This window comes from Tibeticola sediminis, from assembly GCF_003843835.1.
GTDB lineage: Bacteria > Pseudomonadota > Gammaproteobacteria > Burkholderiales > Burkholderiaceae_C > Tibeticola > Tibeticola sediminis.
This window is the reverse complement of sequence record NZ_RKQL01000007.1, coordinates 35,111-55,414: the sequence shown is the minus strand read 5'-3', so window position 1 is coordinate 55,414 and position 20,304 is coordinate 35,111. Positions and strand designations below refer to the sequence as shown.

Sequence of the window (20,304 nt, the reverse complement as noted above, 5' to 3'; positions counted from 1 at the left end):
GCTCCTCAACCGAGGCGCACGCGCGGATCGGCGAGCGTGTAGGAGATGTCGGTCAGGATCAGCCCCAGGATATAGAGCGCCGAACCGAGAAACACCATGGCGCGCACCACCGCGAAGTCCTGCGCGTTGATGGCGTCGATGGTGAAGCTGCCCAGGCCCGGGATGCCAAAGAAGGATTCCATGATCAGCGCCCCGAGGAACAGCAGTGGCAGCACGGCGACGGTGCTCGTCAGGATGGGCAACATCGCGTTGCGCAGCACATGGCGCCACAGCACCTGGCCTTCGGACAGGCCCTTGGAGCGCGCGGTGCGCACATAGTCCTTGCCGATTTCTTCGAGGAACATCGTGCGGTAGAACAGCACCTCGGAGCCGAGCCGCGAGAGGATGCCCATCGCCACGGGCAGTGCGAGGAACAGCACCAGGTCTGGACCGGTCGAGAAGCCCGAAACCGGAACGAGCTTGAGCACTTTGCTGAACAGGAACTGCCCCATGATGATGTAGAAGAGGCCTGAGATCGACATCAGGAACACCGCGAGCGCAACCCCCCAGAGTTCAAGCGCGGTGTGTCGAAAGAACACCAACCCGAGGGAGATCATCACGGCCACGAAGGTTCCGAGCAAAAACGTGGGAACAGCAACCGCCGCCGAAGGGCCGATGCGTTGCTTGATTTCGTAGCCGATGTCCCGCCCCGTGTCCGACGCGCCGAAATCGAACACGAACAGTGGCACGGAGCGCTGGAAGAAGATCGTCTCGGTCAGTTTGGCCGTGCCCTCGCGCTGGGCATTCCAGAACAGCGGCTTGTCGTAGCCGCGGTCGGCCTTCCACTTGTCGATGGCGTCCTGGGTGACGCGCTTGCCGCCGATGTTCATGCGCGCCATGTCGTCGGGCGTGTTGACCGCGAAGAACAGCACGAAGGTCAGCAGATTCACCCCGACCAGGATGAGAAAGCCGTAGCCGAGTCGGCGCAGGATGTAGCGAATCATCGTGTGGCCTCCTCGCGAGCCAGCGTGCGCGCGGCCGTCTCCAATTCACGCCGGCGCCAGGCGCGCCAGCCTACGAACGCCAAGCCAAACCCGGCGAGGGCCAGCAGCGCCATCGGCCACCAGACCGGCCGGTTCCACTGGCGGATCAGGTCGCCGCGCAGCTTGGGGTCGAGCCGCAGGTAGCCGATGTGGTTGCGCACGATCTGCGTCGGCTTGCCGTTGTAGACCCATTGGTGGAAGGCCGCGGCGGATTTTGGGAAGTAGCCAAAGCTCCAGGGCGCATCGCGCTGGGTGATCGCAATCATCTGGTCGATCAGGGCCTGCTTCTGCGGCCCGTTGTCGAGGTACTTCATCTGCTCGAACAAGCGGTCGAACTCAGGGCTTTGGTAGTTGGCGGCGTTCTCGCCGTTGCCGCCAGTCACGGCCTTGGCATTCGGGCCGTAAAGCAGGAACAGGAAGTTCTCGGCGTCGGGGTAGTCCGCGAGCCAGCCCCAAGAAAAGATTTGGCCCGTGCCTTTCATCATTTTTTCCTGGAAGCGGTTGTAGTCGGTGGCGCGCACTTCGAGTTGCACGCCGAGCTTGCCCAGCTGCTTCGTGTACCAGTCGAGCAAGGCTTTCCCGCCGCCGGAGGAGCTGGCGTAGTCGAAATTCAGCACCAGCGGCTGCCCGGTCTTGGCGTCGCGCCCGTTCGGATAGCCCGCCTCGGCGAGCAGTTGGCGCGCTTCGTCGATGGAGCGGCGCTGCGGCGCTCCGTCGGGGCCTTTGCGATAGACGATCGGGTTGAACGCAGCCGGCCCGTCTGCACGGTAACCGAACAGCGATGGAGGAACCGGCCCGTGCGCGGGCACGGCTTGGCCGCGCTCGAAAATGGCGATGTGCTCCTCCCAGTCCAGCGCGATGGACAAAGCCTGTCGCAGCTTGCGGTGTGCTTCAGCTTCGGCGGGCGTTTTGCCGCCCCCCACGACCGGGTCGAGCCAGTTGAAGCCGATGTAATGGTTGTTGGCTTCGACCGTGGTGGGCAGGCGTATGCCTTTTTCCTTGAACTCGCGCTCTTTGGAGGCGTCGTCGCTCATCGCAACGAGGTAGCTGGTGCCAAAGTCCAAGCGTTCGATGGCGGGCGAATCGTAATAGCCTTGCAGGAACTTGGCCTGCAGCGGCACGGCCTCTTTTTCGATGTCGAACACCACCTTGTCCACGAAGGGAATGGTCTTGCCGCAATCGTCGAGGTAGCCTTTCTCGCGGTCGCCCGGTTCGCCCTCGCAAGGGTAGGGCTCGCCGCGGAAATTCGGGTTGCGCTCGAGGACGTGGCGCCGGTTCTCGCTGAACTCGGTGAGCATGTAGGGGCCGGTGCCCACGGGCCAGTAGTTGAGCGATAGGTTGCGCTCGGCCATGCCGGGCTGGCTGTAGAACCTCTCCGCTTCCCAGGGGATGGGGGCGAAGAAGGTCATCGCCAGCCAGTAGGAAAACTGCGGGTATTTGCCTTTGACGCGGATGCGTAGCGTGTGCGGGTCGAGGGCCACGGCGCCGTCGAACGGGTACTGGCGAAAGTCTAGGAAGGGCAGGTCCCGTGCGGTGGCGGGCAGGCCCTTGCGCAGTTCCTTGTCCACGGCCTTGATGCGTTCGCCGTAGTCTTTGAGGCCAACGATGTACTCGGCGAGCGTGGAATACGCGGGCGACTTCACCCGCGTCGTGGCCAGACGTCGGATGGCGTAGACATAGTCGTCGGCGGTGAGTTCGCGTGTGCCGGTCTCTTTGAAGTCGCTGATGCGGTGCACGCCTTCGAGGTCTTCGCGCTTGAGGTCGTGGTAGACGTAGCGGCCGTCGGCGCGCTTGGCAAACGCAGGGTGCGGAGCAAACCGAATGCCAGGCTTGATGCGGATGTCGTAGACCGACTCGGCAATCCGCTCGCCCGGTGCATCGGCCGGCAGCGGCTTGCCGTCGCGGTCGAAGTAGCGCGGCTGCACCACCTCGGTCGCCGCGCGGCCGATGAGCTCATACGGCCGCTTGAGGTAGTGGTACTGGTACAGCGGCTCGTAGACCTGGTAGGTGTAGGGCGTTTCGTCGTTGGAATACGAGCTCGTCGGATCCAGCGTGCGCGGCGAGCGCGTCATGAAGGGCACGAACAACGTGTTCGTGTACTCGGAGCCCGCGGGGTGCGGGTTGTTCTGCACGTCGCCACAGCCCGCTGCGGCGAGCGCGAGGCCGAGCGTGAACGCGAGTAGCGGTCGTTTGAGCATGTCTGGTAAGCGTGTATGCCGGTGTGACGGCGGTCGCTGTAAAAGGTGAAGTAGGGCGTCCTGCCTGGTGGGAACGGGGCGCCCCGGATGCTGCCCGGAGCAGCCGCGCATGGATCGCATGCACGGTGCCAGATGTTCAAAGGCCCGCCGCTGTCGCGGACGGGCCTTGTTTGTTGCCGGGGAGCAACCGGGGGGTACCCGGTTTGCCACCCGGCGGGTGAGGATCAGAACTTGTACGACGCGTTGACGTAGAAGGTCCGGCCTCGCGGGTCGTAGTAGCGGTCATCGTAGCCGCGCGGCTGACCGCGGTTGTAGCCAATGTCCGAGATGCTCAGCGGCGGTTTGCGGTCGGTCAGGTTGAGCACGCCGCCGGTGACGGACCATTTCTTGTCGAAGGTCCAGGTGGTTTGCCAGTCGAACGTCACGTAAGCCGGAACCTTGATGCGCAGATCTTTGCTGTCGACCACGTTGCCCATCGCGTCGAGCACGTCGACGGTGGTGGTGCCGTCGGTGTATCCCGACTGGAAGTTGATCGCCAGCGTGTGCGCGAAGTTACCCGTCTTGAGCGTGTTCGCCCAGCGACCCTTGTAGCGGAAGGTCACCGTGCCGAGGTCATCATCGAACCGGCCCAGGCCCGTGTAGTACTTGCCGCCCTTTTCGATCTGGGCTTCGTCACGCAGCATGTAGGTCAGCGTCAGCTGCGAGTTCAGGTCGCCCCAGCCGGTCTTGGCCTTGCCAACGATGTCGAAATCGATACCGGTGGTGTAGGACTTGCCCAGGTTGCCGTTGGCCTGGACGATGGCCAGGTATTTGTTGCCCGTGCCCGGATCGGTCGCGGTGCTGAACAGCGAACGGTACTGGTTGGGGTTGGTGAAGAACGCAGCTTCGGGCAGTTGGCCAAACGCATCGCGGATAGCGACGTGCCAGAGGTCGGCGCCGAGCGAGAGCTGGTTGTTGGGCTCGAAGCGGATGCCGATGGTGGCCTGGCGCGACTTCTCCGGCTTGATTTCGGGGTTGCCGCCCGCGTACACGTCATACTGGCCCTTGCCCGGCTGGCATTGTGCACCGAGCGAATTGGCGATGGCGAGCAGCTCCGGCGTGCAGATGTAGGTGCCGCCGGTAACGCCGTAGCTTTGCAGCGCGCCTTTCACCTGGGGCACCGTCGGCGCGTGGAAACCCGTACCGAGCGAGCCGCGAACCAGCAGGTTGGGCATCGGCGTCCAGCGGAAGCTGGCCTTGGCAGTGGTGGCGTCGCCGAAGTCGGAGTAGTTGTCGTAGCGCGCGGCCAGGCCGAATTCGAGTTTCTTGGAAACCGGCAACTGCAGTTCACCGAATACGCCTTTGGAATTGCGGCTCGCCGAGTAGGGGGGCTTGGCTGCCGCGTCACCGAAGCGCTGGTCACAGTCGCCGGCGGCGGGGTCGCACCGCGTTCCCTTGACCGGGTCGGAGAGGATGCCTTGGGCGAAGGGGCTGGGCTTGGAGGCGAACTCCTCACGGTTGAAGTTGACGCCGGCGCCGAGCATGATCGGGCCCCCGTCGAGCTTGCCAACCGGGCGCGAGCCGTTGAGGTTCAGCGCAGTGAGCTTGGCGGTGCCGCCGTCCCAGTACCCGCGGTAGTTCACGCCGTCGATGGCGGCTTGCGCGGCAGCCGTTTGCTGGCCTGGCCCCACGAAGGGGTTGAGCAGGCCGCTCTTGACCAGGCGGTCGACGGCCAGCGAGCCCGGATAGCCCGAGATGTTGCCCTTCACGTCGCTCTGTGAATGCAGAAGACTGGCGTCATAGTCCCAGCCGGCGAGGGTGCCCCGCGAGCCGACGACGAGGTGCTGGAAGTCGGCCTTGTCGTCGTTGGTGCGCTTGCCGAGATCGGTGAAACGGTAGCGGGCCGTGGCCTTGCCCGTCATGCCCAGCGGCGTGAGGTATTCGTTGTAGAGCGCCGAACCGGTCGGGATGCCGACTTCACCGGGCACCGGAGCGATCCGCGAGATTTGTTGCGTGCGGGACAGCAGCACATCGGCGTAGAGCTCATGGTCGCCGATGGGCTTGACGGCGGAGACCATGAAGCTGTCGCGCTTGCGCTCGGGGTAGATTTCGAGCGCAGCGATGTAGTCGTAGCCGCAGAACTGGGTATCGGTGACGAGGAAGCTGCCGGGCGGGCAGGTGCCGTTCTTCAGGTAATACGGACTGACGAGTCGGCCGGCGTTGACGACGTTGGCCGGAATGTTGCGGCTTGAGTATTTTTGCGTCTGGTAGCGCTGACCTTCGTAGTCGAATTGAATATTGCCGGTCTTGGCGAAGTCGCGCGCCGTGGCGTTGAGTTGCGTGCGCTCGTCGTGGCCAAAACTCATGAAGACGTTGAAGCCGTCTTTCTCCTTCGAGCCGAAGCCTTTGCTCGCGCTGACGCGCTTTTCGCGCGCGCCGCCTTTGGGGTTGGAGAAGCCGATTGTGACGTCACCTTCGGTCACGTCGTGCTTGGTGATGAAGTTGACCACACCGGCGATGGCGTCGGCACCGTAGAGGGCGGAGGCGCCATCGGTGAGGATTTCCACGCGCTCGATGGCCGAGATCGGCAGCGCGTTGACATCGAAACCGGCGCCAAAGCCCGTGAGGGTTTGCCCGCCGAACTGCGCCATGCGCTTGCCGTTGAGCAGCACCAGGGTGCGGGTTTCGCCGATGTTGTGCAGCGAAATACCCGTGAAACCGTGCGACTCCCCGCCGACCGCGCCCGATTCGACCGAGCCGCCCTGAACCGTCGAGATCTTCTGGATCAGGTCGGCCACCGAGGTGGCGCCCGTGGCCTTGATGTCTTCGGCTTTCATGACCATCACCGGCAGCGCGCCTTCGGCGGCGATGCGCTTGATGGACGAGCCGGTGATTTCGACGCGTTGCAGTTCGGTGTTGGCGGTTTGGGCCAGTGCCGGGGTGGCGGCCAAGGCCATGGTGCCGCAGGCGAGCAGGACCGAGTGGGTCAACGGCTGCAGGCGGAATCGACGAGGCTTCAGGGGCATAACTAGACTCCGTGAAAAGTAAACAAAAACGGCAGTTGGGGCATAAACCCGATGCCTGCGCCCGGGTCGGGCACAGGCATCCATATGTATCCGCCGTGTAAAAGGTTGAAAAATCAGGTTAACCGAACGGTCGTTCGACGGCTATCGGGTGTTTACCCGAAATTGCAAATTCGTCGCATTGGCGCAACGCCGCCAGCTGATGGGGCGCAGCCGAGCCGCCGCGCGCGGCGGGGCCGCGCCGATGCGGATCGCCAGCGCCGATTGCGATGTCGGCTCGATAAGCGCAAGGGCCGGCTAGCGGGCTCATTCGACCTTGAAGTTGAACTCCTGCACGGCGATCACTTCCTGTGCCTCACTCGCGCACTTGTACTGCAGCATCGCCTCTCTGACGGCGTTGTGGAAGATGCGCGGGCCCGAGAGGATGGTGACCTCCTTGACGACGCCGTTTTGGATGCGCGCCTGCGCCCGCACGACGCCGCCGATGCCTTCCTGCAAGGCTTTGCGGGGCATCTCGGGTGGCACCTGCGTGGGGCAGATGACGCCGATGTCACGCGGCTTCGGCGGCGCTGGTGGCGCCGGCGCCGGCGCGGGTGGTGGCGGTGGCGCAATGGGTGCCGGTGCCGAAGGCGGTGTGGTGGTGGCGACGATCGCCGGTGCGTTGCTCACCGGTGTTGGAACGTCCGGTGGCGGTACGAAGGGCGGCGGGGCGTCGACCTTGGGTGCCTGGGGCTCGGGTTTTTGCACCACTTTGGGCGGCGGTGGTGGGGGCGGTGGCGGCGGGATGATGACTTCCTGGATGACCACTGCCTCGAGGGGCTTTTTGATGAGGTTGAGGCCCTGGCGAGCCATGCCGCTGATGAGCACGTAGCCGATCAAGACGTGGACCGCGATGACGATGGCAATGCCCTTGATGCGCCGCGCCGGATCGCGCGGCCGGAAGTCCGGGGTCATGACGGTGTGGCTCATTGGACGAACTGCTCCGCGCCGATGACAGCGATTTTGTTGAGCCCGATACGCCGCGTGCTCGCGAGGACGTTGGCAAACACCGCGTAACGGGCGTCCTTGTTGGGCCGCACGTGCACTTCGGGTTGCGGATTCATCTGGGCCGTCGCACGCATCTTTTCTTCGAGTTCGGCGGCCGTCACGGGCAGTCCCTGCCAGTAGACGGTGCCTTTGTCGTCGATGTCGATCTGGATTTTCTCGGGCTTGATCTGGTTGGCTGGCGGCGCGCCGACCGGCATCTCCAGCGTCACCGAATGAAGCTGGATGGGGATGGTGATGATGAGCATCACGAGCAGCACCAGCATCACGTCGATGAGCGGTGTGGTGTTGATGTCCATCATCACGTCGGGTTCGCTGCCGTTGCCGCCGGGGCTGCCTACATTCATGGCCATGATGTGCTCCTACGGTCAGCCGCCCAGTGCGGGCGGTTCGGTGATGAAGGCCACTTTGACGATGCCGGCGCGCTGGCAGGCCAGCAGCACCTTGCCCACCCCTTCGTAGCGAGCGCTCATGTCGCCGCGCACCTGTACCTCGGGCTGGGGCTTCAGCGCCGCGACTTTCTTGAGTCGCTCCACGAGCGCGTCTACGTTCTTGATGGGCGTGTCGTAGTAGTAAATGCGCCCGGCCGGGTCGACCGAGATGATGATGTTCTCGGGCTTGGTCTCGCGCACTTCGATGCGCTCCTTGGGCAGGGTGACCGGCACCGAGGTGGTCACGACCGGGATGGTGATCAGAAAGATGATCAGCAGCACCAGCATGACATCCACCAGCGGGGTGGTGTTGATGGCTGACATGACGGCGTCTTCGCCGTCGTCAGCCGAGCCGATGTTCATCGCCATGGCTTGAGTTCCTGTGGGTTGAGCACCAATGCCAGGGCCACGCCCGCCGGCAAGACCGGCTGGGGCGTGGCACGCATGGCGCGTCTGGGCTTGGGTCTAGGCCTTATTTCTTCTGCGCGACTTCGGCGACGATGACCGCGTGCAAGTCCTGGCCGAAGGCGCGCACGTCGTCGAGCACGACCTTGTTGCGACGCACGAGCCAGTTGTAGCCCAGCACCGCGGGGACGGCCACCGCCAAACCGATGGCGGTCATGATGAGGGCTTCGCCGACGGGGCCGGCGACTTTGTCGATCGAGGCCTGGCCGGAAATGCCGATGGCGGTGAGCGCGTGGTAGATGCCCCAGACCGTGCCGAACAGGCCGACGAAGGGGGAGATCGAGCCCACGGTGGCGAGCACGGCAAGGCCGCGTTGCGCGTTGCTCTGCACGCGGTCCATGGCGCGCTGGATGCTCATCGAGACCCAGTCGGCCAGCGGGATGTGGCCTTTGAGTCCGTCGTGCTTGCGAATGGCGTTGAGTGCCGAGTCGGCGATGAAGCGGAAGGGGCTGTTGGGCTCGAGCTTCTTCGCGCCTTGCTCGACGCTGCCCGCGTTCCAGAACTCTTGGGCCGCTGTCTTGGCCTGGCGCGCGGTCTTGCTTTGTTCGAGCAGCTTGACGACCGTGACGTACCAGCTGCTGGCACTCATCACGAGCAGCAGGATCAACACGGTCTTGGCGACGGCGTCGGAGGTCTTCCAAAGGGCTTCGATGCCGTAGGGGTTCTCGATGCCTTCGGCCTTGTTGCCGTTGCTGGCAGCCGCGGGGGCTGCTGGGGCTGCGGGTGCCGGTGCAGCGGTGGTCGTTGCGGGGGCAGTTGCGGCGGGTGCAGCGGTTTGAGCCGGGCTCAGGGTTGGCGCGGCGAGGCACAGGAGGGCGGCGGAGTGGAGGGCAATGCCCATCCAACGGACGAATGAGTAGCGCACGGAATGTTTCCTTCCAGTGAAAATGTGTGAAGTGGCGCGGATGTTAGCAGCGGTCAGCTTCGTGAAAGGGTGGGCGCAGCGTAGGGCTTTCCCTGTTGCGAGCGGCGGACGCACGTACCGGCCGGTGTATATCCCGAGGAGAGGCGAGCCAAATACCATCGCGGCGCCCTTGTCAATGGAGAGCTTCGCCTATAAATAATGGACGGCGGCTGTCGCGAGCGCGCGACAGACCGATCAGAATGCCCATCCATGAGCCCATCAGCCCGCGCGCCGCGCGGGTCGGGTTTTTCAACCACCAGGAGGAATACAAATGTCCGAGACCAACACCAACGTCGCTGCCGCGACCGCGACTCAAGATCTGCCGCTGGCCGCCCGCGAGAAGCTGGCCGCAGACCTGCGCACCGTGATTGCCGATGCTGAAGAGCTGCTGGCGCTGACCTCCGGCCAGACCGGCGAAAAGGTGGCCGCTTTGCGGGTGCGCATGGGTGAAAACCTGCGCGCTGCGCGTCACAAGCTCGAAGACCTCGAAGCGGCCATGCGCGAGCGGGCCCGCCAGGCCGCCCGTGTGACGGACGACTACGTGCATGAGAATCCGTGGCGCTCGATCGGCATTGCTGCCGGCGCTGGGCTGCTCGTGGGCTTGCTGATCGGCCGGCGTTGATCGCGGCGGGAACCGCACGGGCGCTGGGCGCCCGTTTTTTTTGGTAGACCAAGATGGATTCCACACCAGGCACGGGATTCGAGCGCTCCTTGCGCCGGCTGGCCAGCGGCTTGCTGGAGTTGGCACAAGTGCGTTTGGAGCTCGCGGGCGTCGAGGCGCGGGAGGAGGCGGCGCGCTGGGGTGAACTGCTGCTGTATGGCGCGCTGGCGGTGCTGATGTTGAGCCTGGGGCTCGGCTTTCTGGCGGTGTTTCTGACCGTGCTGTTCTGGGACAGTCACCGTTTGGTGGCCTTGGCGGTGTTTGCGACGCTGTTCCTGACGCTGGGTGGCGTGGCGTTCGTGGCCGCGCGGGCGCGGCTGCAGCGGCCTGCGGCCGTGTTTGCCGCCAGCATCGAGGAACTCGAACGCGACCGTGCCGTGCTCGACCCGCAGGCTGCGGGCGCCGCGCGCGCGGACGGCGCATCCGCAGGCGGGGGAGCGCGTTGATGTCGCCGCGGCGGCAGGCTTTGGCGCTGCGGCGCGCGGTGTTGCAGCAGCGTTCGACCGAGTTGCGTCGCGTCGTGGCGGATCAGGCGCAGCTGCTGCGTCCGGCGCTGCGCGGCGCTGATGCGGTGCGCTCGGGTTGGCAGTGGCTGCAGCAGAACCCGGCTTGGGTGGCGGGCGCTGCGGCCTTGCTCTTCGCGACCGGCCCGGTGCGCGCGGTGCGGTTCGTCGGGCGCTGGTCCCTGCGGGTCTGGTCGCTGTGGCGTTGGGCGCAGCGCGTGCGGACCGCACTGCCGCCGTTGTGGGCGGCGCTCGACCGCGGCGCGGGCGACGCCCGCCGGCGCGGCTGAGGCTTCTGGAATAATTCGTAAAGAACCAAACCCATCCGCGTGCGGCACGAGCGGCAACGCCGCCGGGTCCGCTTCCGCACCATCCATCCAAAGAGGAAACCATGAGCGCTTCGAGTACCGACACTTCCGCCCACGACGAGGCCCACACCGGGCCGGTGAAAACGCCAAGGCAGCTGCTGTGGACCAGCCTGTTTGCCTTCGTCGTACCCATCTTCGTCATCATCGGTCTGGTTTATGCGGTCACCCGCGGCCAAGGCACGGGGACGTCCGACGACTCCGAACTGGCCGTGGCCCGTCGGATTCAGAAGGTCGGCGCCGTGACGCTGGTCGATGCCAACCGGCCGCTCAAGACCGGTGAGGAAGTGTTCAAGGCGGTTTGCTCGGGCTGCCACGCCACGGGGGCTGCCGGGGCGCCGAAGTTCGAAGACAAGGCGGCCTGGGCGCCGCGCATTGCCCAGGGTTACGAGGCGCTGTTGAATTCCGCCCTCAAAGGCAAGGGCGCCATGGCACCGCAAGGCGGCGGAGCCTTTACCGACGTCGAAGTCGGCCGTGCGGTGGTTTACATGGCCAACGCCGCCGGGGCGAAGTTTGCCGAGCCCGCGGCGCCTGCGGCTTCGGCGGCCGAGGGCGAGAAAAAGTAAGCAAAACGCTGTCTCTAGGCACAAAAAAACCGGGTCGAGCACCCGGTTTTTTGTTGGGCAACGCTGAACCAGTCCCTCGCGCGCCGCGTACCGGTCTCACGCCGTGGGGGCGCGCACGAAGCCAAAACGTTGCGGGGTCAAGGCGCTTTCGATCGGCTGCGGTGTCCACCGGCCGGCTTCCACCGCGGCGGCGGCGCGCCACATGTCGGCGCTGTCGACGAGGCCAAAGCCGAGATCGGTGTGCAGATAGAGCCGTCCGGCTTCGTCGAGCCAGGCGCTGCGCACCGCGCCGGCATCGACCCCGGTGTGGGCCTGTACCGCCACCGCGTCCGCCTGCGTGGCGTCTGATTGCAGCCGCCAGATCCAGGGCGTGGCTTCGAGCGAGACGTACACACGCTGCGGCCCGTTTTGGAAGAACCAGCGGCCCGCGGCGTCGGCCTGGTAATTGCGGCCGATGAATTCGATCAGCTTTTCATGCGCGAGCCGCGCGCCCCGTGCCGCCGCCGGCCCCGGCGTATCGAGCGTGGGAAACGGGCCGAGCGCTTGGGTGCGGGCGTCACGCATCCACCAGTGTCCGCGCGCGTCGAGCCCGAGCCAGCCGTAGCAGTCTGGAACGTTCGGCCACTTGGCCATGGCCTTGATGACGATGTCGTCCATGAACCGATTATGAATGGGCAAGCAGCCAGCCGCCCACCGCGTCGGCCAAGCCGCGCAACTGGCCGCGCGGCCAGGCGCCCGCGGCAAAGCCCACATGGCCGCCGCCTTCGGGCTGCCACAGGGTGACATGGCGGCCCGCGTGCTGCGGCTTGGGCAGGCTGTTCCCCGGCACGAAGGGGTCGTTGCGCGCATTGAGCGCGAGCGCCGGCACGCGGATGCGCGCGAGGTGCGGCTTGGCCGAGGCGCGCGACCAGTAGTCGTCGGTGTTGCGAAAGCTGTGCAGCGGCGCGGTGAACACGTTGTCGAAGGCGTAGAGGTCGCGCGCAGCGCGCAGCGCGGCTTCGTCGAACAGGCCCGGGAACTGACGCAGCTTGGCCAGTGCGCGCGGCTGCATGCTGCGCAAAAACATGCGCGTGTAGACCTGCCGGTTGAAGCCGCGTCCGATCGCGTGGCCCGCTGCGGCGAGGTCGAGCGGCGCGCAGATGGATGCCACCGCTGCGACGACCGCGCCGGCGGCGTCGCCCATCTCCCCGGCCCAGCGCATGAGCGCGTTGCCGCCGAGCGACACGCCGACCGCGAGCACCGGCCCAGCGCCTGCGGCACGCTGCGCGGCCGCGAGGCGGCGCAGGATCCAGTCGATTTCTTCATAGTCGCCCGAGTGGTAGGCGCGTGGCGCGCGATTGATTTCGCCGCTGCAGCCGCGAAAGTGCGGCACCGCGTAGGCCAGGCCCTGCTCGCGCGCCCAGTCGGCAAAGGCCTCGGCGTAATGGCTGCGCGAGGAGCCTTCGAGGCCGTGGAACAGCACCAGCAGCGGCGCGCCCGACGACCGAGCATGGGTGGCGAAGTCCACGTCGATGAAGTCGCCGTCGGGCGTGTCCCAGCGCTCGCGCCGGTACACCGGCCGCGGGCCGTGCGTGCGGCGGGCCAGCAGCGCACTCCAGATGGTTTGCGCGTGGCCGCCGGGCAGCCACCAGGGTGCTCTGTAATTCATAGCATCAGCCGACCGTTTTACGCTGGGGAACCGCGAAATTTGTCCCAAAAATCCATGGAAGCCCAATGGGGCAGGCCAGATGCCGCCACATCGGGCGCAGCCACACGGCGGCCGGCGCTGCCTTGGCGAGGAGCTACTTGAAACGGCGGGAGGAACATGTATCTATGCTACCGTTGCCCATTCTTTGAGAAGCAGGAGTTCGCATGAAACGTTGGTTGCTCACATGGTTTGCGCTGATGACGGCCGCGCTGCTTTCGGGCTGCGGCTACAACGAAATCCAGCGCTTGGATGAGGAGGTCAAGGCCGCTTGGAGCGAGGTGCTCAACCAGTACCAGCGCCGCGCCGATCTCGTGCCCAATCTCGTCGCCACCGTGCAGGGTGAGACTCAGTTCGAGCAGGAGACGCTCACCAAGGTCATCGAGGCACGCGCCAAGGCCACGGCCATCCAGGTCACGCCCGAGACGCTCAACAACGCGGAAGCCTTCCAGAAGTTCCAGCAGGCGCAAGGCGAACTCGGCAGTGCGCTCAGCCGCCTGCTCGTGGTGGCCGAGCGTTACCCCGAGCTCAAGTCCAACCAGGCCTTCCGCGACCTGCGCGTGCAGCTCGAAGGCACCGAGAACCGCATCACCGTCGCGCGCAACCGCTACATCCAGGCCGTGCAGCGCTACAACACGCTGGTGCGCAGCTTCCCAACCAACCTCACGGCCAAGGTCTTTGGCTACGAGCCCAAGCCCAATTTCACCGTCAGCAACGAGGCGCAAATCAGCACCCCGCCCAAGGTGGACTTCGGTAAGAAGTAAGCCTTTTGGCTCTGTTTTTGGCCGTGTGCCGGCGTGAATCGGGCCTGGTCTGCTATGAATTTTGATGCGTCGCGGGCGGGTTTCTGGCGCGCGCTGTGGCGCCGGTGGCTCGTCGCGGTGGCGGTGCTCGCGGGTGTGGGGGTGCCGTGGGCGCAGCCCCTGCAGCCCGTGCCCGCGCTGGAGGCGCGGGTGGTCGACCTTGCCGAAGTGCTCACGCCCAAGCAGCGCGCCGGGCTCGAGCGCAAGCTCGAAGCCCTCGAGGCCGAACGCGGCGCCCAGGTCGTGCTGTTGCTGGTGCGCACGACAGCACCTGAAGACATCGCGGCCTACGCCAACCGCATCGGCAACGCCTGGAAGATCGGCCGCGCCGGGGTCGGTGACGGCGTGCTGGTGGTCGTCGCCACCGACGACCGGCGCGTGCGCATCGAAGTCGCCAAGACGCTCGAAGGCGCCATTCCCGACCTCGCGGCCAAGCGCATCATCGACGAAGCCATGGTGCCGCACTTCAAGGCGGGCGACTACTACGCCGGGCTCGACCAGGCGGTCGACCGGCTCGCGACGCTGATCCGCGGCGAGGCCCTGCCCGCGCCCGAGCCCGCGACGGCCGCGAGCGACGGGCTGGATTGGCAGGAAACCCTGGTGCTGCTCTTCATCATCGTGCCCCTGGTCGCCAGCGTGCTGCGCGCCGTGCTCGGGCCCGTGCTCGGCTTGCTGGCCGGCGCGTCGCTGGCGGGCGTGCTGGCGTTCGCGCTCACCGCGAGTGTGCTGGTCGCCGTGCTCGCCGCCCTCATCGCGGCCGTCTACGGCCTGGTCGTCGGCCGCGGCGGCTTCGTTCCGCTGGGCGGTGGCGGCCCCGGGGGCTTGGGCGGTGGCTGGGGTAGCGGCGGCGGAGGTGGCGGTTTCGGCTCCGGCGGTGGCGGCGACTTCGGCGGCGGCGGGGCCAGCGGCGACTGGTAACCAACGGCGAAGCAATCTAGGGTGACCGACATGCCAAGCACCGCAACCGTTTTCGACCGGCCGCCCGGCTTCTGGCAGGGGCTGCGCACCTTGCTGCGCCATCGGCTCGTCCACCCCCGGTGGTCCGAGCGGGTGCTGCCGCCGGAGGTGCTCGAGCGCATCGGCGAGCGCGTGCGTGAGAGCGAACGCCGCCACGGCGGGCAGATTCGCGTGGTGGTCGAAGCCGCGTTGCCGCTCAGTTACCTCTGGCGCCACCTGCGCGACCGCGTGCCGCTGCGCCGCATCGTGCGCGAGCGCGCGCTGATGCTGTTTGGCAAGCTTCGCGTCTGGGACACCGAGCGCAACAACGGCGTGCTCATCTACCTGCTGTTGGCCGAACGCGCGGTCGAAATCCTGGCCGACCGCGGCCTCAACGCCCATGTCAGCGAGGCGCAGTGGCGCAGCGTGCTCGCGCGGCTGTCAGAGGCGCTGGCAGCCCAGCAGTTCGAGCAAGGTCTCACGCAAGCCGTGCAGGAAGTCTCCGCCCTGCTAGAAGCCGCGTTCCCGCCGGTGCAGGGCACAACGCCCGTGAACGAGCTTTCCGACGCGCCGCTGCGCCTCTGAGGTCGACCGCGATGTTCGGGTTGGCGCCTGCGGGCTTCAGCCTGCTGTCGGCGCCGGGGGCGAGCCGCCTTCGAGCAGCCGCCGGTTCACCGCGTGCGTCGCGTCGAGCTCCTGCTGCAGCGCCCGGGTCAGCTGCGACAGCGTGAGCAGCTTGCGGTTGGCGTCGCGCACGTCGTCGGAGAGCTGCTTCGCAATCGCCAACAACAGCCGCGCACCCACTTCGGGCTTGTGGCGGATCAGTTCCAGCATCGCCGCACGGGTGAGCACGCCCACCGCCAAGTCGGTCGCTGCCGTGCAGGTCGCCGAACGCGGCGAGCCGTCGATGAGCCCCATCGTCCCGATCAAGCTGCCCGGGCCGAGCACCGTCACCACTTGGCCCTCGGCGGCCCCAGGCGCGGCGTTTTGCACCGTCACCTCGCCGTCGATCACGAGCACCAGGTAGTCCGTCTCGCTCGCGTCCCCCGCGCGCATGAAGGTCGTGCCCGCCGCCATGCGCCGCGGCTGCATGTGTTGCACCACCACGCGTGCCTGCGGCAGCGTCAGCGGCAGCAAAGCCTCGGGCACGCACAACCATCCGGCCGCGCGCTCCGCGACCGCGCGGCCTGCGTCCTTGGGGTAGGGAAAACTCATGCGCCCATTCTACGGGCCGGCCACCGGCGCAGATGCCGGCGCTGCCACCACATCGCGTCGTGCGGCCCAGGCCGCATGGTCGGCGGGAAACGCCGCGGCGTACCGGCGTTCCAGCCAGGCCGCATACGCCGACTCGCCCAGTCGCTCGGCACTTTCGATCAAAGGCTCGATCACCCGGGGCTCGGGCGAATACCGCAGCAAATCCCGCGCCGTCGCCCACACCCAAGCGGCATTGCCCGCCTGCAGCGGCGTTACCGTCAGCGCGGCGAACCGGGCCGTGTCACGAAACACCCACGCCCGGCTCGCGGCGGCGAGCGCATCGTCGCCAAACACCGCCAGCCGATCCTGCGGCGCGAGGTAAATCTGGCTCACCCGCGCATAGTCCACCGCCGCCACCCCCACCGCCACCCCCAGCGCCACCGCCGCCGCGCGACAGCATCCGCGCACCCGAGATGCTCGCCGCAAATCCAAAGGCCCCATCAGCAGCCCCAGTGCCGCACCCGCCGCGATCTGAAACGGCCCGTACCACAGCGGGTATTCCAGCAGGCTGTGCAGCGCCATCACCGCCAGCACGCTCCAGGCCAGTTGCCGCGTCGCGTCACGCTCAACCCAGGGGCGTGCGCGCCACACCGCCCACAGCGCCGCACCGCAGAGCAGCAGCGCCACCGGCACGCCCAGCTCCACCGCCCAATGCAGCGGCAGGTTGTGCGCGTTGTCCAGAATGTCGCAAAACCGCGCATCGGGGTAGAGCGTGAGGAAATGCGCCGCATCCAACTGCCCCCAACCCCAACCGCCCCAAGGCCGCTCGGCAATCAGATACAGCACATTGCGCCACAAGGTCAGCCGGCTCGAACACGCCGGCGCCCCCTCGGCCAGCCGCGAAAAAATCCCCCCCGCCGCCCACTGCGGCCACACCCAGGGCAGCAGCGCGGCGGTAGTGACATAAGCCAGCGTCGCCCACCCCAGCACCGCCGCCACGCCCGGCGCGCGCCACAGCCGCCACACGGTCGCCAGCAGCGCGAGCACGCCCAAGGCCACCAAGCCCGTGCGCGAGGCCGACAGCGCCAGCGCCGAGCCCATCAAGCCCGCCAGCGCCGCGAGCCCCACGGCGCGCAGCGGAAGCCCGCCCGGACCCGTGTCCGTGCCGGCGCCCGCCACCGCCGGCGCCTGACGCGCCCACCACAGCAGCGCCGCGAGTCCAATCGCCAAGCCGCTCGCGTACAAGTTGCGTTGGCGCAGGTTGCCATAGGCCTCACCGGGCCGCGCGCCGTTCACCCAGGGCCAGAAAGCAGCGGCATGACCGGTGTACTGCAACCAGCCGATCAGCGCGCCCACCGCCGCCGCCAGCACCCAGGCCCCGGCCAGCGCCCGCCGCGCGCGCGGCCCCGCATGGGCGAAGCACAGCGCGCACAGCCCCGTGGCCAGCAGCGCCGCGATCAAGCCCAGCGTCTCCGGTGACGTGTTCCAGCGCTGCGCCGCCGTCCCCACCCACGTGACCCCAGCCGCCGCCCCATCCGCCGGTGCCACATCCACCCCCGGCAAGGCCACCGGCCGCACCGCAGCCAACACCCACACCACGGCCCAAGCCAGCGCCCAGCCCCAGGCGCGTCGACTCCGTTGCGGGCTCTCCGACCCGGGCGTTGCCGCATCCGCCCGCCCCCCACCGCCGCCGCGGCCGGGCTCCAAGCCCAGCCCCACCCAGGCCAGCACCCCGACGCACGCCCAAGCGAACAACAAAGGCCCCACCGCCGCACTCGGCCCCGGCGCAAACGGGGTGAGCCAGGGGAGGGTGAGCAAGGCCACCGCTGTGAGCGAGCGCACCGCGTCGGCTGACAAAGTTGGGTACAGCCTGGACAAAAATGTCACTCCATGTGCCGCTGTCGATGTCGCCGACCCATCCATCGCGGCCACGGCCATGCGGCATTGGCCAAGGCCCCAGTGTGCAATTGTTGGCCAATCGCAACGTCGCGCTGTGCAGGGGCGGCGCTCGAGCCCAGTCCCGGCATGAAAACTGCTACATTGCCCGCACGCTGCATGCTTCGTCGGCGTTGTTTTTGTTCATCTACCCGAGCACAGGAGGCTCTCATGTCCATGTCCCGCAAGGTTCAGCAGGGTTTTACCCTCATTGAATTGATGATCGTCGTGGCGATCATCGGTATTCTCGCGGCCATCGCGCTGCCCGCTTACCAAGACTACACCAAGCGCACCCATGTCGCCGAAGGTCTCACGCTCGCCGCTGCAGCGAAGACGGCTGTTTCGGAAAGTTGGGCCACCAAAGGCGTATTGCCGGGCAGCAACGCCTCGGCTGGCGTTGCAAGTGCGACAAGTATTACTGGGAACGCCGTGAGGTCCGTGGGGATTGCCAACGGCCTGATCACGATCACCTACAACACGAAAGTTGCTTCGGGCGCTACCTTGCTCCTGAGCCCGGTCACTGCCAACGGCGCGGTTCAGTGGAAGTGCAAGGCGGGGACGGTGCAGGCCAAGTATCTGCCCTCTAGCTGCCGTTGATGCCGAGCCGCATGGCTGAAAAGGCCCGCGCCACGGCGCGGGTTTTTTTTGGGCCGACAGCGCCCGGCTGGGCGCTGCTGCTGTTGCTGGGCCTCATCGCGGTCTTGCAAGGGCCAGCGCTCCAGGGTGGTTTTCTGTTTGACGACGAGCCCAACCTGCGTGATTTGGGCGCCTACGGTGGGGTCGAGACATGGGAAACCCTGCGCGCCTATCTCTTCGGCGGCTTTGCCGGCCCGAGCGGCCGCCCCTTGTCGCTGCTGAGTTTTCTGATCGACGACTTCACTTGGCCCAGCACGCCCGAGAACTTCAAGCGCACCAACCTGCTGTTGCATCTGCTCAACGTGGCGCTGCTGGCTTGGGCGACGCTCAAGCTCACCCGTTTTTATGGCCTCGATGCACGGCGCGCGGCCTGGGCGGCTTTCTGGGCCGCCGCCTTTTGGGGCTTGCACCCCTTGCTGATCTCCACCACCTTCTACGTGGTGCAGCGCATGGCCATGCTGGCCGCCACTTTCAGCCTGGCGGGACTCATCGCCTACCTGCATGGCCGCAGCCTCTGGCCCGAACGGCCCCGCGCGGCGCTTACTTGGATGGTGGTGGGGCTGGGCGCGGGAACCGCGCTGGCCACCCTCTCCAAGGAAAACGGTGCGCTGCTGCCGCTGCTCATCCTGGTCATCGAATTTTGCGCCCCGGCCGGTCGCCCGCCGCTACCTCGCTGGTTTCGCTGGATGGCGCTGTATCTGCCGAGCCTCGCGCTCCTCGCCTACCTTGGGCGCTACATCAACCTGTCCGATCATCCTTGGCCCGAGCGGTCCTTCAACCAGATCGAGCGGGTGCTGACCGAGGCGCGGATCCTCTGGGATTATCTGGGCCTGTGGTTTCTGCCGCGCATCGAGGGCGCAGGGCTGTTCCGCGATGGCATCGTTCTCTCGCGTAGCCTTTGGGCGCCGCCGCAAACCGCCCTGGCCGTCGCGGGGCTTGCCGTGTTGCTGGCGGGGGCGGTGTGGGTGCGCCGTCGCGCGCCCTTTGTGGCCTTAGCGCTGCTCTTTTTCCTCGCAGGCCACGTGATGGAGTCGGGCTGGCTGGGGCTGGAGCTTTACTTCGAGCATCGCAATTACCTGCCCAGTGTCTTTTTGTTCCTGCCCCTCTCCGTGTGGCTGGTGCAGGCCCATGCCGGGACGCAGCGCGCCTTGGCCTGGCTGGTCGGGGGCGTGTTGCTGGCTTGGTTGACCTTTTTCTCGTGGCAGCGGGCCAAGCTGTGGGCCGATCCGGTGAAGCTCGAGGTGTATTGGGCCTTGGCGGCACCGGAATCGCCCCGCGCGGCCAACGCCTTGGCCCGTCATTGGCTCAACCAGGGCGGGAATGTGGCCGAAGCTGAAAAAGTGCTCGATGAGGCGCTGGCGCGCAAGCCGAATTCCGGCTTGCTGATTCTGAGCCGGCTGCAACTGCATACCAATGTGGGCACGGCCACGCTGGCCGAGTTTGAGGAGGCGGCGCGGCGCCTGGAAAGTGCTCCATTCGATGCCCAGGTGGTAACGGCCCTGCGGCATCTCGCCGAGCGCGCCGCGCGCCCTTCAGCGACCGAGGTCGAGCGCGCCGGTGTGCGCCTCCTCATTGAGCGACTGCAAGCCAATGGGCAGTACCAGCAGTTTCCGCTGTTCCGCAGGCTGATCCCCTACCTGCTCGCGCGCATCGCGCTGGCGCAAGGCGATGCCGACGCAGCCGAGCGCCTCTATCGTGAGGCCATGTCGCTCTATGGCCAAATGGATGCGGCGATGGAAATGGTGGCTGAGGTCGGCAATGCGGGGTATCCGGAGCACGCGCTGCGACTGCTCGATCAAGCCGAGCGACTGCTGGCCACGCAACGCGAAGATGACGTTAAATTCCCCCGCGCGTTTTACCTTCGTGAAATCGAACGGATCCGCGGGCTGCTGAACGAAGAGCGGGACAAGGCTCATGCGCCGGCGCGCGCGGCCGCTTCCGCGCGATCTTGATAC

The 20,304-nt window shown here is 66.7% G+C and carries 20 protein-coding genes; 9 read left to right on the top strand and 11 right to left on the bottom strand.

Features of this window, described 5'->3' with window-relative positions; all coding sequences use genetic code 11:
• Positions 1-5: 5 nt before the first annotated feature.
• The 7 genes from EDC62_RS12305 to EDC62_RS12275 form a co-directional block, all read right to left on the bottom strand.
• On the bottom strand, positions 6-983 hold the full coding sequence (locus tag EDC62_RS12305) for an ABC transporter permease (RefSeq protein ID WP_124224120.1): 978 nt from the start codon (positions 981-983) through the stop codon (positions 6-8).
• On the bottom strand, positions 980-3,220 hold the full coding sequence (locus EDC62_RS12300; RefSeq protein ID WP_124224119.1) for an ABC transporter substrate-binding protein: 2,241 nt from the start codon (positions 3,218-3,220) through the stop codon (positions 980-982). The genes EDC62_RS12305 and EDC62_RS12300 overlap by 4 nt, the downstream gene beginning before the upstream one ends.
• Before the next feature lie 224 nt (positions 3,221-3,444).
• Positions 3,445-6,225, bottom strand: a complete 2,781-nt coding sequence (locus tag EDC62_RS12295; protein ID WP_245968875.1) for a TonB-dependent receptor — start codon at positions 6,223-6,225, stop codon at positions 3,445-3,447.
• Between the two features lie 303 nt (positions 6,226-6,528).
• A complete protein-coding gene (locus EDC62_RS12290) occupies positions 6,529-7,191 on the bottom strand; it encodes an energy transducer TonB (protein WP_245968874.1) in 663 nt (220 codons plus the stop codon).
• Entirely contained in the window at positions 7,188-7,619 is a 432-nt protein-coding gene (locus EDC62_RS12285) for an ExbD/TolR family protein (protein WP_124224118.1), read from the bottom strand. Before EDC62_RS12285 ends, EDC62_RS12290 begins: the two co-directional genes overlap by 4 nt.
• Before the next feature lie 15 nt (positions 7,620-7,634).
• Positions 7,635-8,066, bottom strand: a complete 432-nt coding sequence (locus EDC62_RS12280; RefSeq protein ID WP_124224117.1) for an ExbD/TolR family protein — start codon at positions 8,064-8,066, stop codon at positions 7,635-7,637.
• Positions 8,067-8,169: 103 nt separating this feature from the next.
• Positions 8,170-9,003 (bottom strand): MotA/TolQ/ExbB proton channel family protein, encoded by an 834-nt coding sequence (locus EDC62_RS12275; RefSeq protein ID WP_124224169.1) that lies wholly within the window; start codon positions 9,001-9,003, stop codon positions 8,170-8,172.
• Between the two features lie 334 nt (positions 9,004-9,337).
• Here EDC62_RS12275 and EDC62_RS12270 point away from each other — a divergent pair, with 334 nt between their 5' ends.
• The 4 genes from EDC62_RS12270 (at position 9,338) to EDC62_RS12255 (ending at position 11,161) form a co-directional block, all read left to right on the top strand.
• Positions 9,338-9,688, top strand: a complete 351-nt coding sequence (locus EDC62_RS12270) for an ElaB/YgaM/YqjD family protein (protein ID WP_124224116.1) — start codon at positions 9,338-9,340, stop codon at positions 9,686-9,688.
• Between the two features lie 53 nt (positions 9,689-9,741).
• Entirely contained in the window at positions 9,742-10,173 is a 432-nt protein-coding gene (locus tag EDC62_RS12265; protein WP_124224115.1) for a phage holin family protein, read from the top strand.
• Complete coding sequence (locus tag EDC62_RS12260; RefSeq protein ID WP_124224114.1) at positions 10,173-10,520, top strand: YqjK family protein; 348 nt, start codon at positions 10,173-10,175, stop codon at positions 10,518-10,520. The genes EDC62_RS12265 and EDC62_RS12260 overlap by 1 nt, the downstream gene beginning before the upstream one ends.
• Positions 10,521-10,621: 101 nt before the next feature.
• The gene (locus EDC62_RS12255) at positions 10,622-11,161 is read left to right on the top strand and encodes a c-type cytochrome (RefSeq protein WP_124224113.1); all 540 of its coding nucleotides are present in this window, start codon (positions 10,622-10,624) and stop codon (positions 11,159-11,161) included.
• A 96-nt stretch (positions 11,162-11,257) separates the two neighbouring features.
• Here EDC62_RS12255 and EDC62_RS12250 read toward each other — a convergent pair whose 3' ends face one another.
• Both EDC62_RS12250 and EDC62_RS12245 read right to left on the bottom strand, forming a co-directional pair.
• A complete protein-coding gene (locus EDC62_RS12250; RefSeq protein WP_124224112.1) occupies positions 11,258-11,818 on the bottom strand; it encodes a DUF2946 family protein in 561 nt (186 codons plus the stop codon).
• A gap of 7 nt (positions 11,819-11,825) precedes the next feature.
• Positions 11,826-12,809, bottom strand: a complete 984-nt coding sequence (locus tag EDC62_RS12245; protein ID WP_124224111.1) for a YheT family hydrolase — start codon at positions 12,807-12,809, stop codon at positions 11,826-11,828.
• Between the two features lie 203 nt (positions 12,810-13,012).
• Between EDC62_RS12245 and EDC62_RS12240 the strand changes: the two genes are divergently transcribed.
• The 3 genes from EDC62_RS12240 to EDC62_RS12230 are packed head-to-tail and all read left to right on the top strand — an operon-like array spanning position 13,013 to position 15,169.
• Positions 13,013-13,609 carry a LemA family protein gene (locus EDC62_RS12240; protein WP_124224110.1) on the top strand — a complete coding sequence of 199 codons (597 nt, stop codon included), beginning with the start codon at positions 13,013-13,015 and terminating at the stop codon, positions 13,607-13,609.
• Positions 13,610-13,663: 54 nt separating this feature from the next.
• On the top strand, positions 13,664-14,566 hold the full coding sequence (locus EDC62_RS12235; protein ID WP_124224109.1) for a TPM domain-containing protein: 903 nt from the start codon (positions 13,664-13,666) through the stop codon (positions 14,564-14,566).
• A 30-nt stretch (positions 14,567-14,596) separates the two neighbouring features.
• Positions 14,597-15,169, top strand: coding sequence for a TPM domain-containing protein (locus EDC62_RS12230; RefSeq protein WP_124224108.1), 573 nt, complete (start codon positions 14,597-14,599; stop codon positions 15,167-15,169).
• A gap of 36 nt (positions 15,170-15,205) precedes the next feature.
• On the opposite strand, the gene EDC62_RS12225 is transcribed toward EDC62_RS12230, so the two are convergent.
• Entirely contained in the window at positions 15,206-15,799 is a 594-nt protein-coding gene (locus EDC62_RS12225) for a Crp/Fnr family transcriptional regulator (RefSeq protein WP_124224107.1), read from the bottom strand.
• Between the two features lie 9 nt (positions 15,800-15,808).
• Complete coding sequence (locus EDC62_RS12220; protein ID WP_245968872.1) at positions 15,809-17,596, bottom strand: PglL family O-oligosaccharyltransferase; 1,788 nt, start codon at positions 17,594-17,596, stop codon at positions 15,809-15,811.
• A gap of 288 nt (positions 17,597-17,884) precedes the next feature.
• Here EDC62_RS12220 and EDC62_RS12215 point away from each other — a divergent pair, with 288 nt between their 5' ends.
• Complete coding sequence (locus tag EDC62_RS12215; RefSeq protein ID WP_342767078.1) at positions 17,885-18,310, top strand: pilin; 426 nt, start codon at positions 17,885-17,887, stop codon at positions 18,308-18,310.
• Positions 18,310-20,301 (top strand): tetratricopeptide repeat protein, encoded by a 1,992-nt coding sequence (locus tag EDC62_RS12210; protein ID WP_124224106.1) that lies wholly within the window; start codon positions 18,310-18,312, stop codon positions 20,299-20,301. The genes EDC62_RS12215 and EDC62_RS12210 overlap by 1 nt, the downstream gene beginning before the upstream one ends.
• Positions 20,302-20,304 lie beyond the last annotated feature (3 nt).

Bases quoted from the DNA above. Each gene is read 5' to 3' on its own strand.
- EDC62_RS12250 (WP_124224112.1), bottom strand. From the start codon at position 11,818: ATGGACGACATCGTCATCAAGGCCATGGCCAAGTGGCCGAACGTTCCA.
- EDC62_RS12230 (WP_124224108.1), top strand. From the start codon at position 14,597: ATGCCAAGCACCGCAACCGTTTTCGACCGGCCGCCCGGCTTCTGGCAG.
- EDC62_RS12225 (WP_124224107.1), bottom strand. From the start codon at position 15,799: ATGAGTTTTCCCTACCCCAAGGACGCAGGCCGCGCGGTCGCGGAGCGC.
- EDC62_RS12265 (WP_124224115.1), top strand. From the start codon at position 9,742: ATGGATTCCACACCAGGCACGGGATTCGAGCGCTCCTTGCGCCGGCTG.
- EDC62_RS12295 (WP_245968875.1), bottom strand. From the start codon at position 6,225: ATGCCCCTGAAGCCTCGTCGATTCCGCCTGCAGCCGTTGACCCACTCG.
- EDC62_RS12255 (WP_124224113.1), top strand. From the start codon at position 10,622: ATGAGCGCTTCGAGTACCGACACTTCCGCCCACGACGAGGCCCACACC.
- EDC62_RS12275 (WP_124224169.1), bottom strand. From the start codon at position 9,003: ATGGGCATTGCCCTCCACTCCGCCGCCCTCCTGTGCCTCGCCGCGCCA.
- EDC62_RS12280 (WP_124224117.1), bottom strand. From the start codon at position 8,066: ATGGCGATGAACATCGGCTCGGCTGACGACGGCGAAGACGCCGTCATG.
- EDC62_RS12260 (WP_124224114.1), top strand. From the start codon at position 10,173: ATGTCGCCGCGGCGGCAGGCTTTGGCGCTGCGGCGCGCGGTGTTGCAG.
- EDC62_RS12305 (WP_124224120.1), bottom strand. From the start codon at position 983: ATGATTCGCTACATCCTGCGCCGACTCGGCTACGGCTTTCTCATCCTG.
- EDC62_RS12235 (WP_124224109.1), top strand. From the start codon at position 13,664: ATGAATTTTGATGCGTCGCGGGCGGGTTTCTGGCGCGCGCTGTGGCGC.
- EDC62_RS12285 (WP_124224118.1), bottom strand. From the start codon at position 7,619: ATGGCCATGAATGTAGGCAGCCCCGGCGGCAACGGCAGCGAACCCGAC.
- EDC62_RS12290 (WP_245968874.1), bottom strand. From the start codon at position 7,191: ATGAGCCACACCGTCATGACCCCGGACTTCCGGCCGCGCGATCCGGCG.
- EDC62_RS12210 (WP_124224106.1), top strand. From the start codon at position 18,310: ATGCCGAGCCGCATGGCTGAAAAGGCCCGCGCCACGGCGCGGGTTTTT.
- EDC62_RS12215 (WP_342767078.1), top strand. From the start codon at position 17,885: ATGTCCATGTCCCGCAAGGTTCAGCAGGGTTTTACCCTCATTGAATTG.
- EDC62_RS12245 (WP_124224111.1), bottom strand. From the start codon at position 12,809: ATGAATTACAGAGCACCCTGGTGGCTGCCCGGCGGCCACGCGCAAACC.
- EDC62_RS12270 (WP_124224116.1), top strand. From the start codon at position 9,338: ATGTCCGAGACCAACACCAACGTCGCTGCCGCGACCGCGACTCAAGAT.
- EDC62_RS12240 (WP_124224110.1), top strand. From the start codon at position 13,013: ATGAAACGTTGGTTGCTCACATGGTTTGCGCTGATGACGGCCGCGCTG.
- EDC62_RS12300 (WP_124224119.1), bottom strand. From the start codon at position 3,220: ATGCTCAAACGACCGCTACTCGCGTTCACGCTCGGCCTCGCGCTCGCC.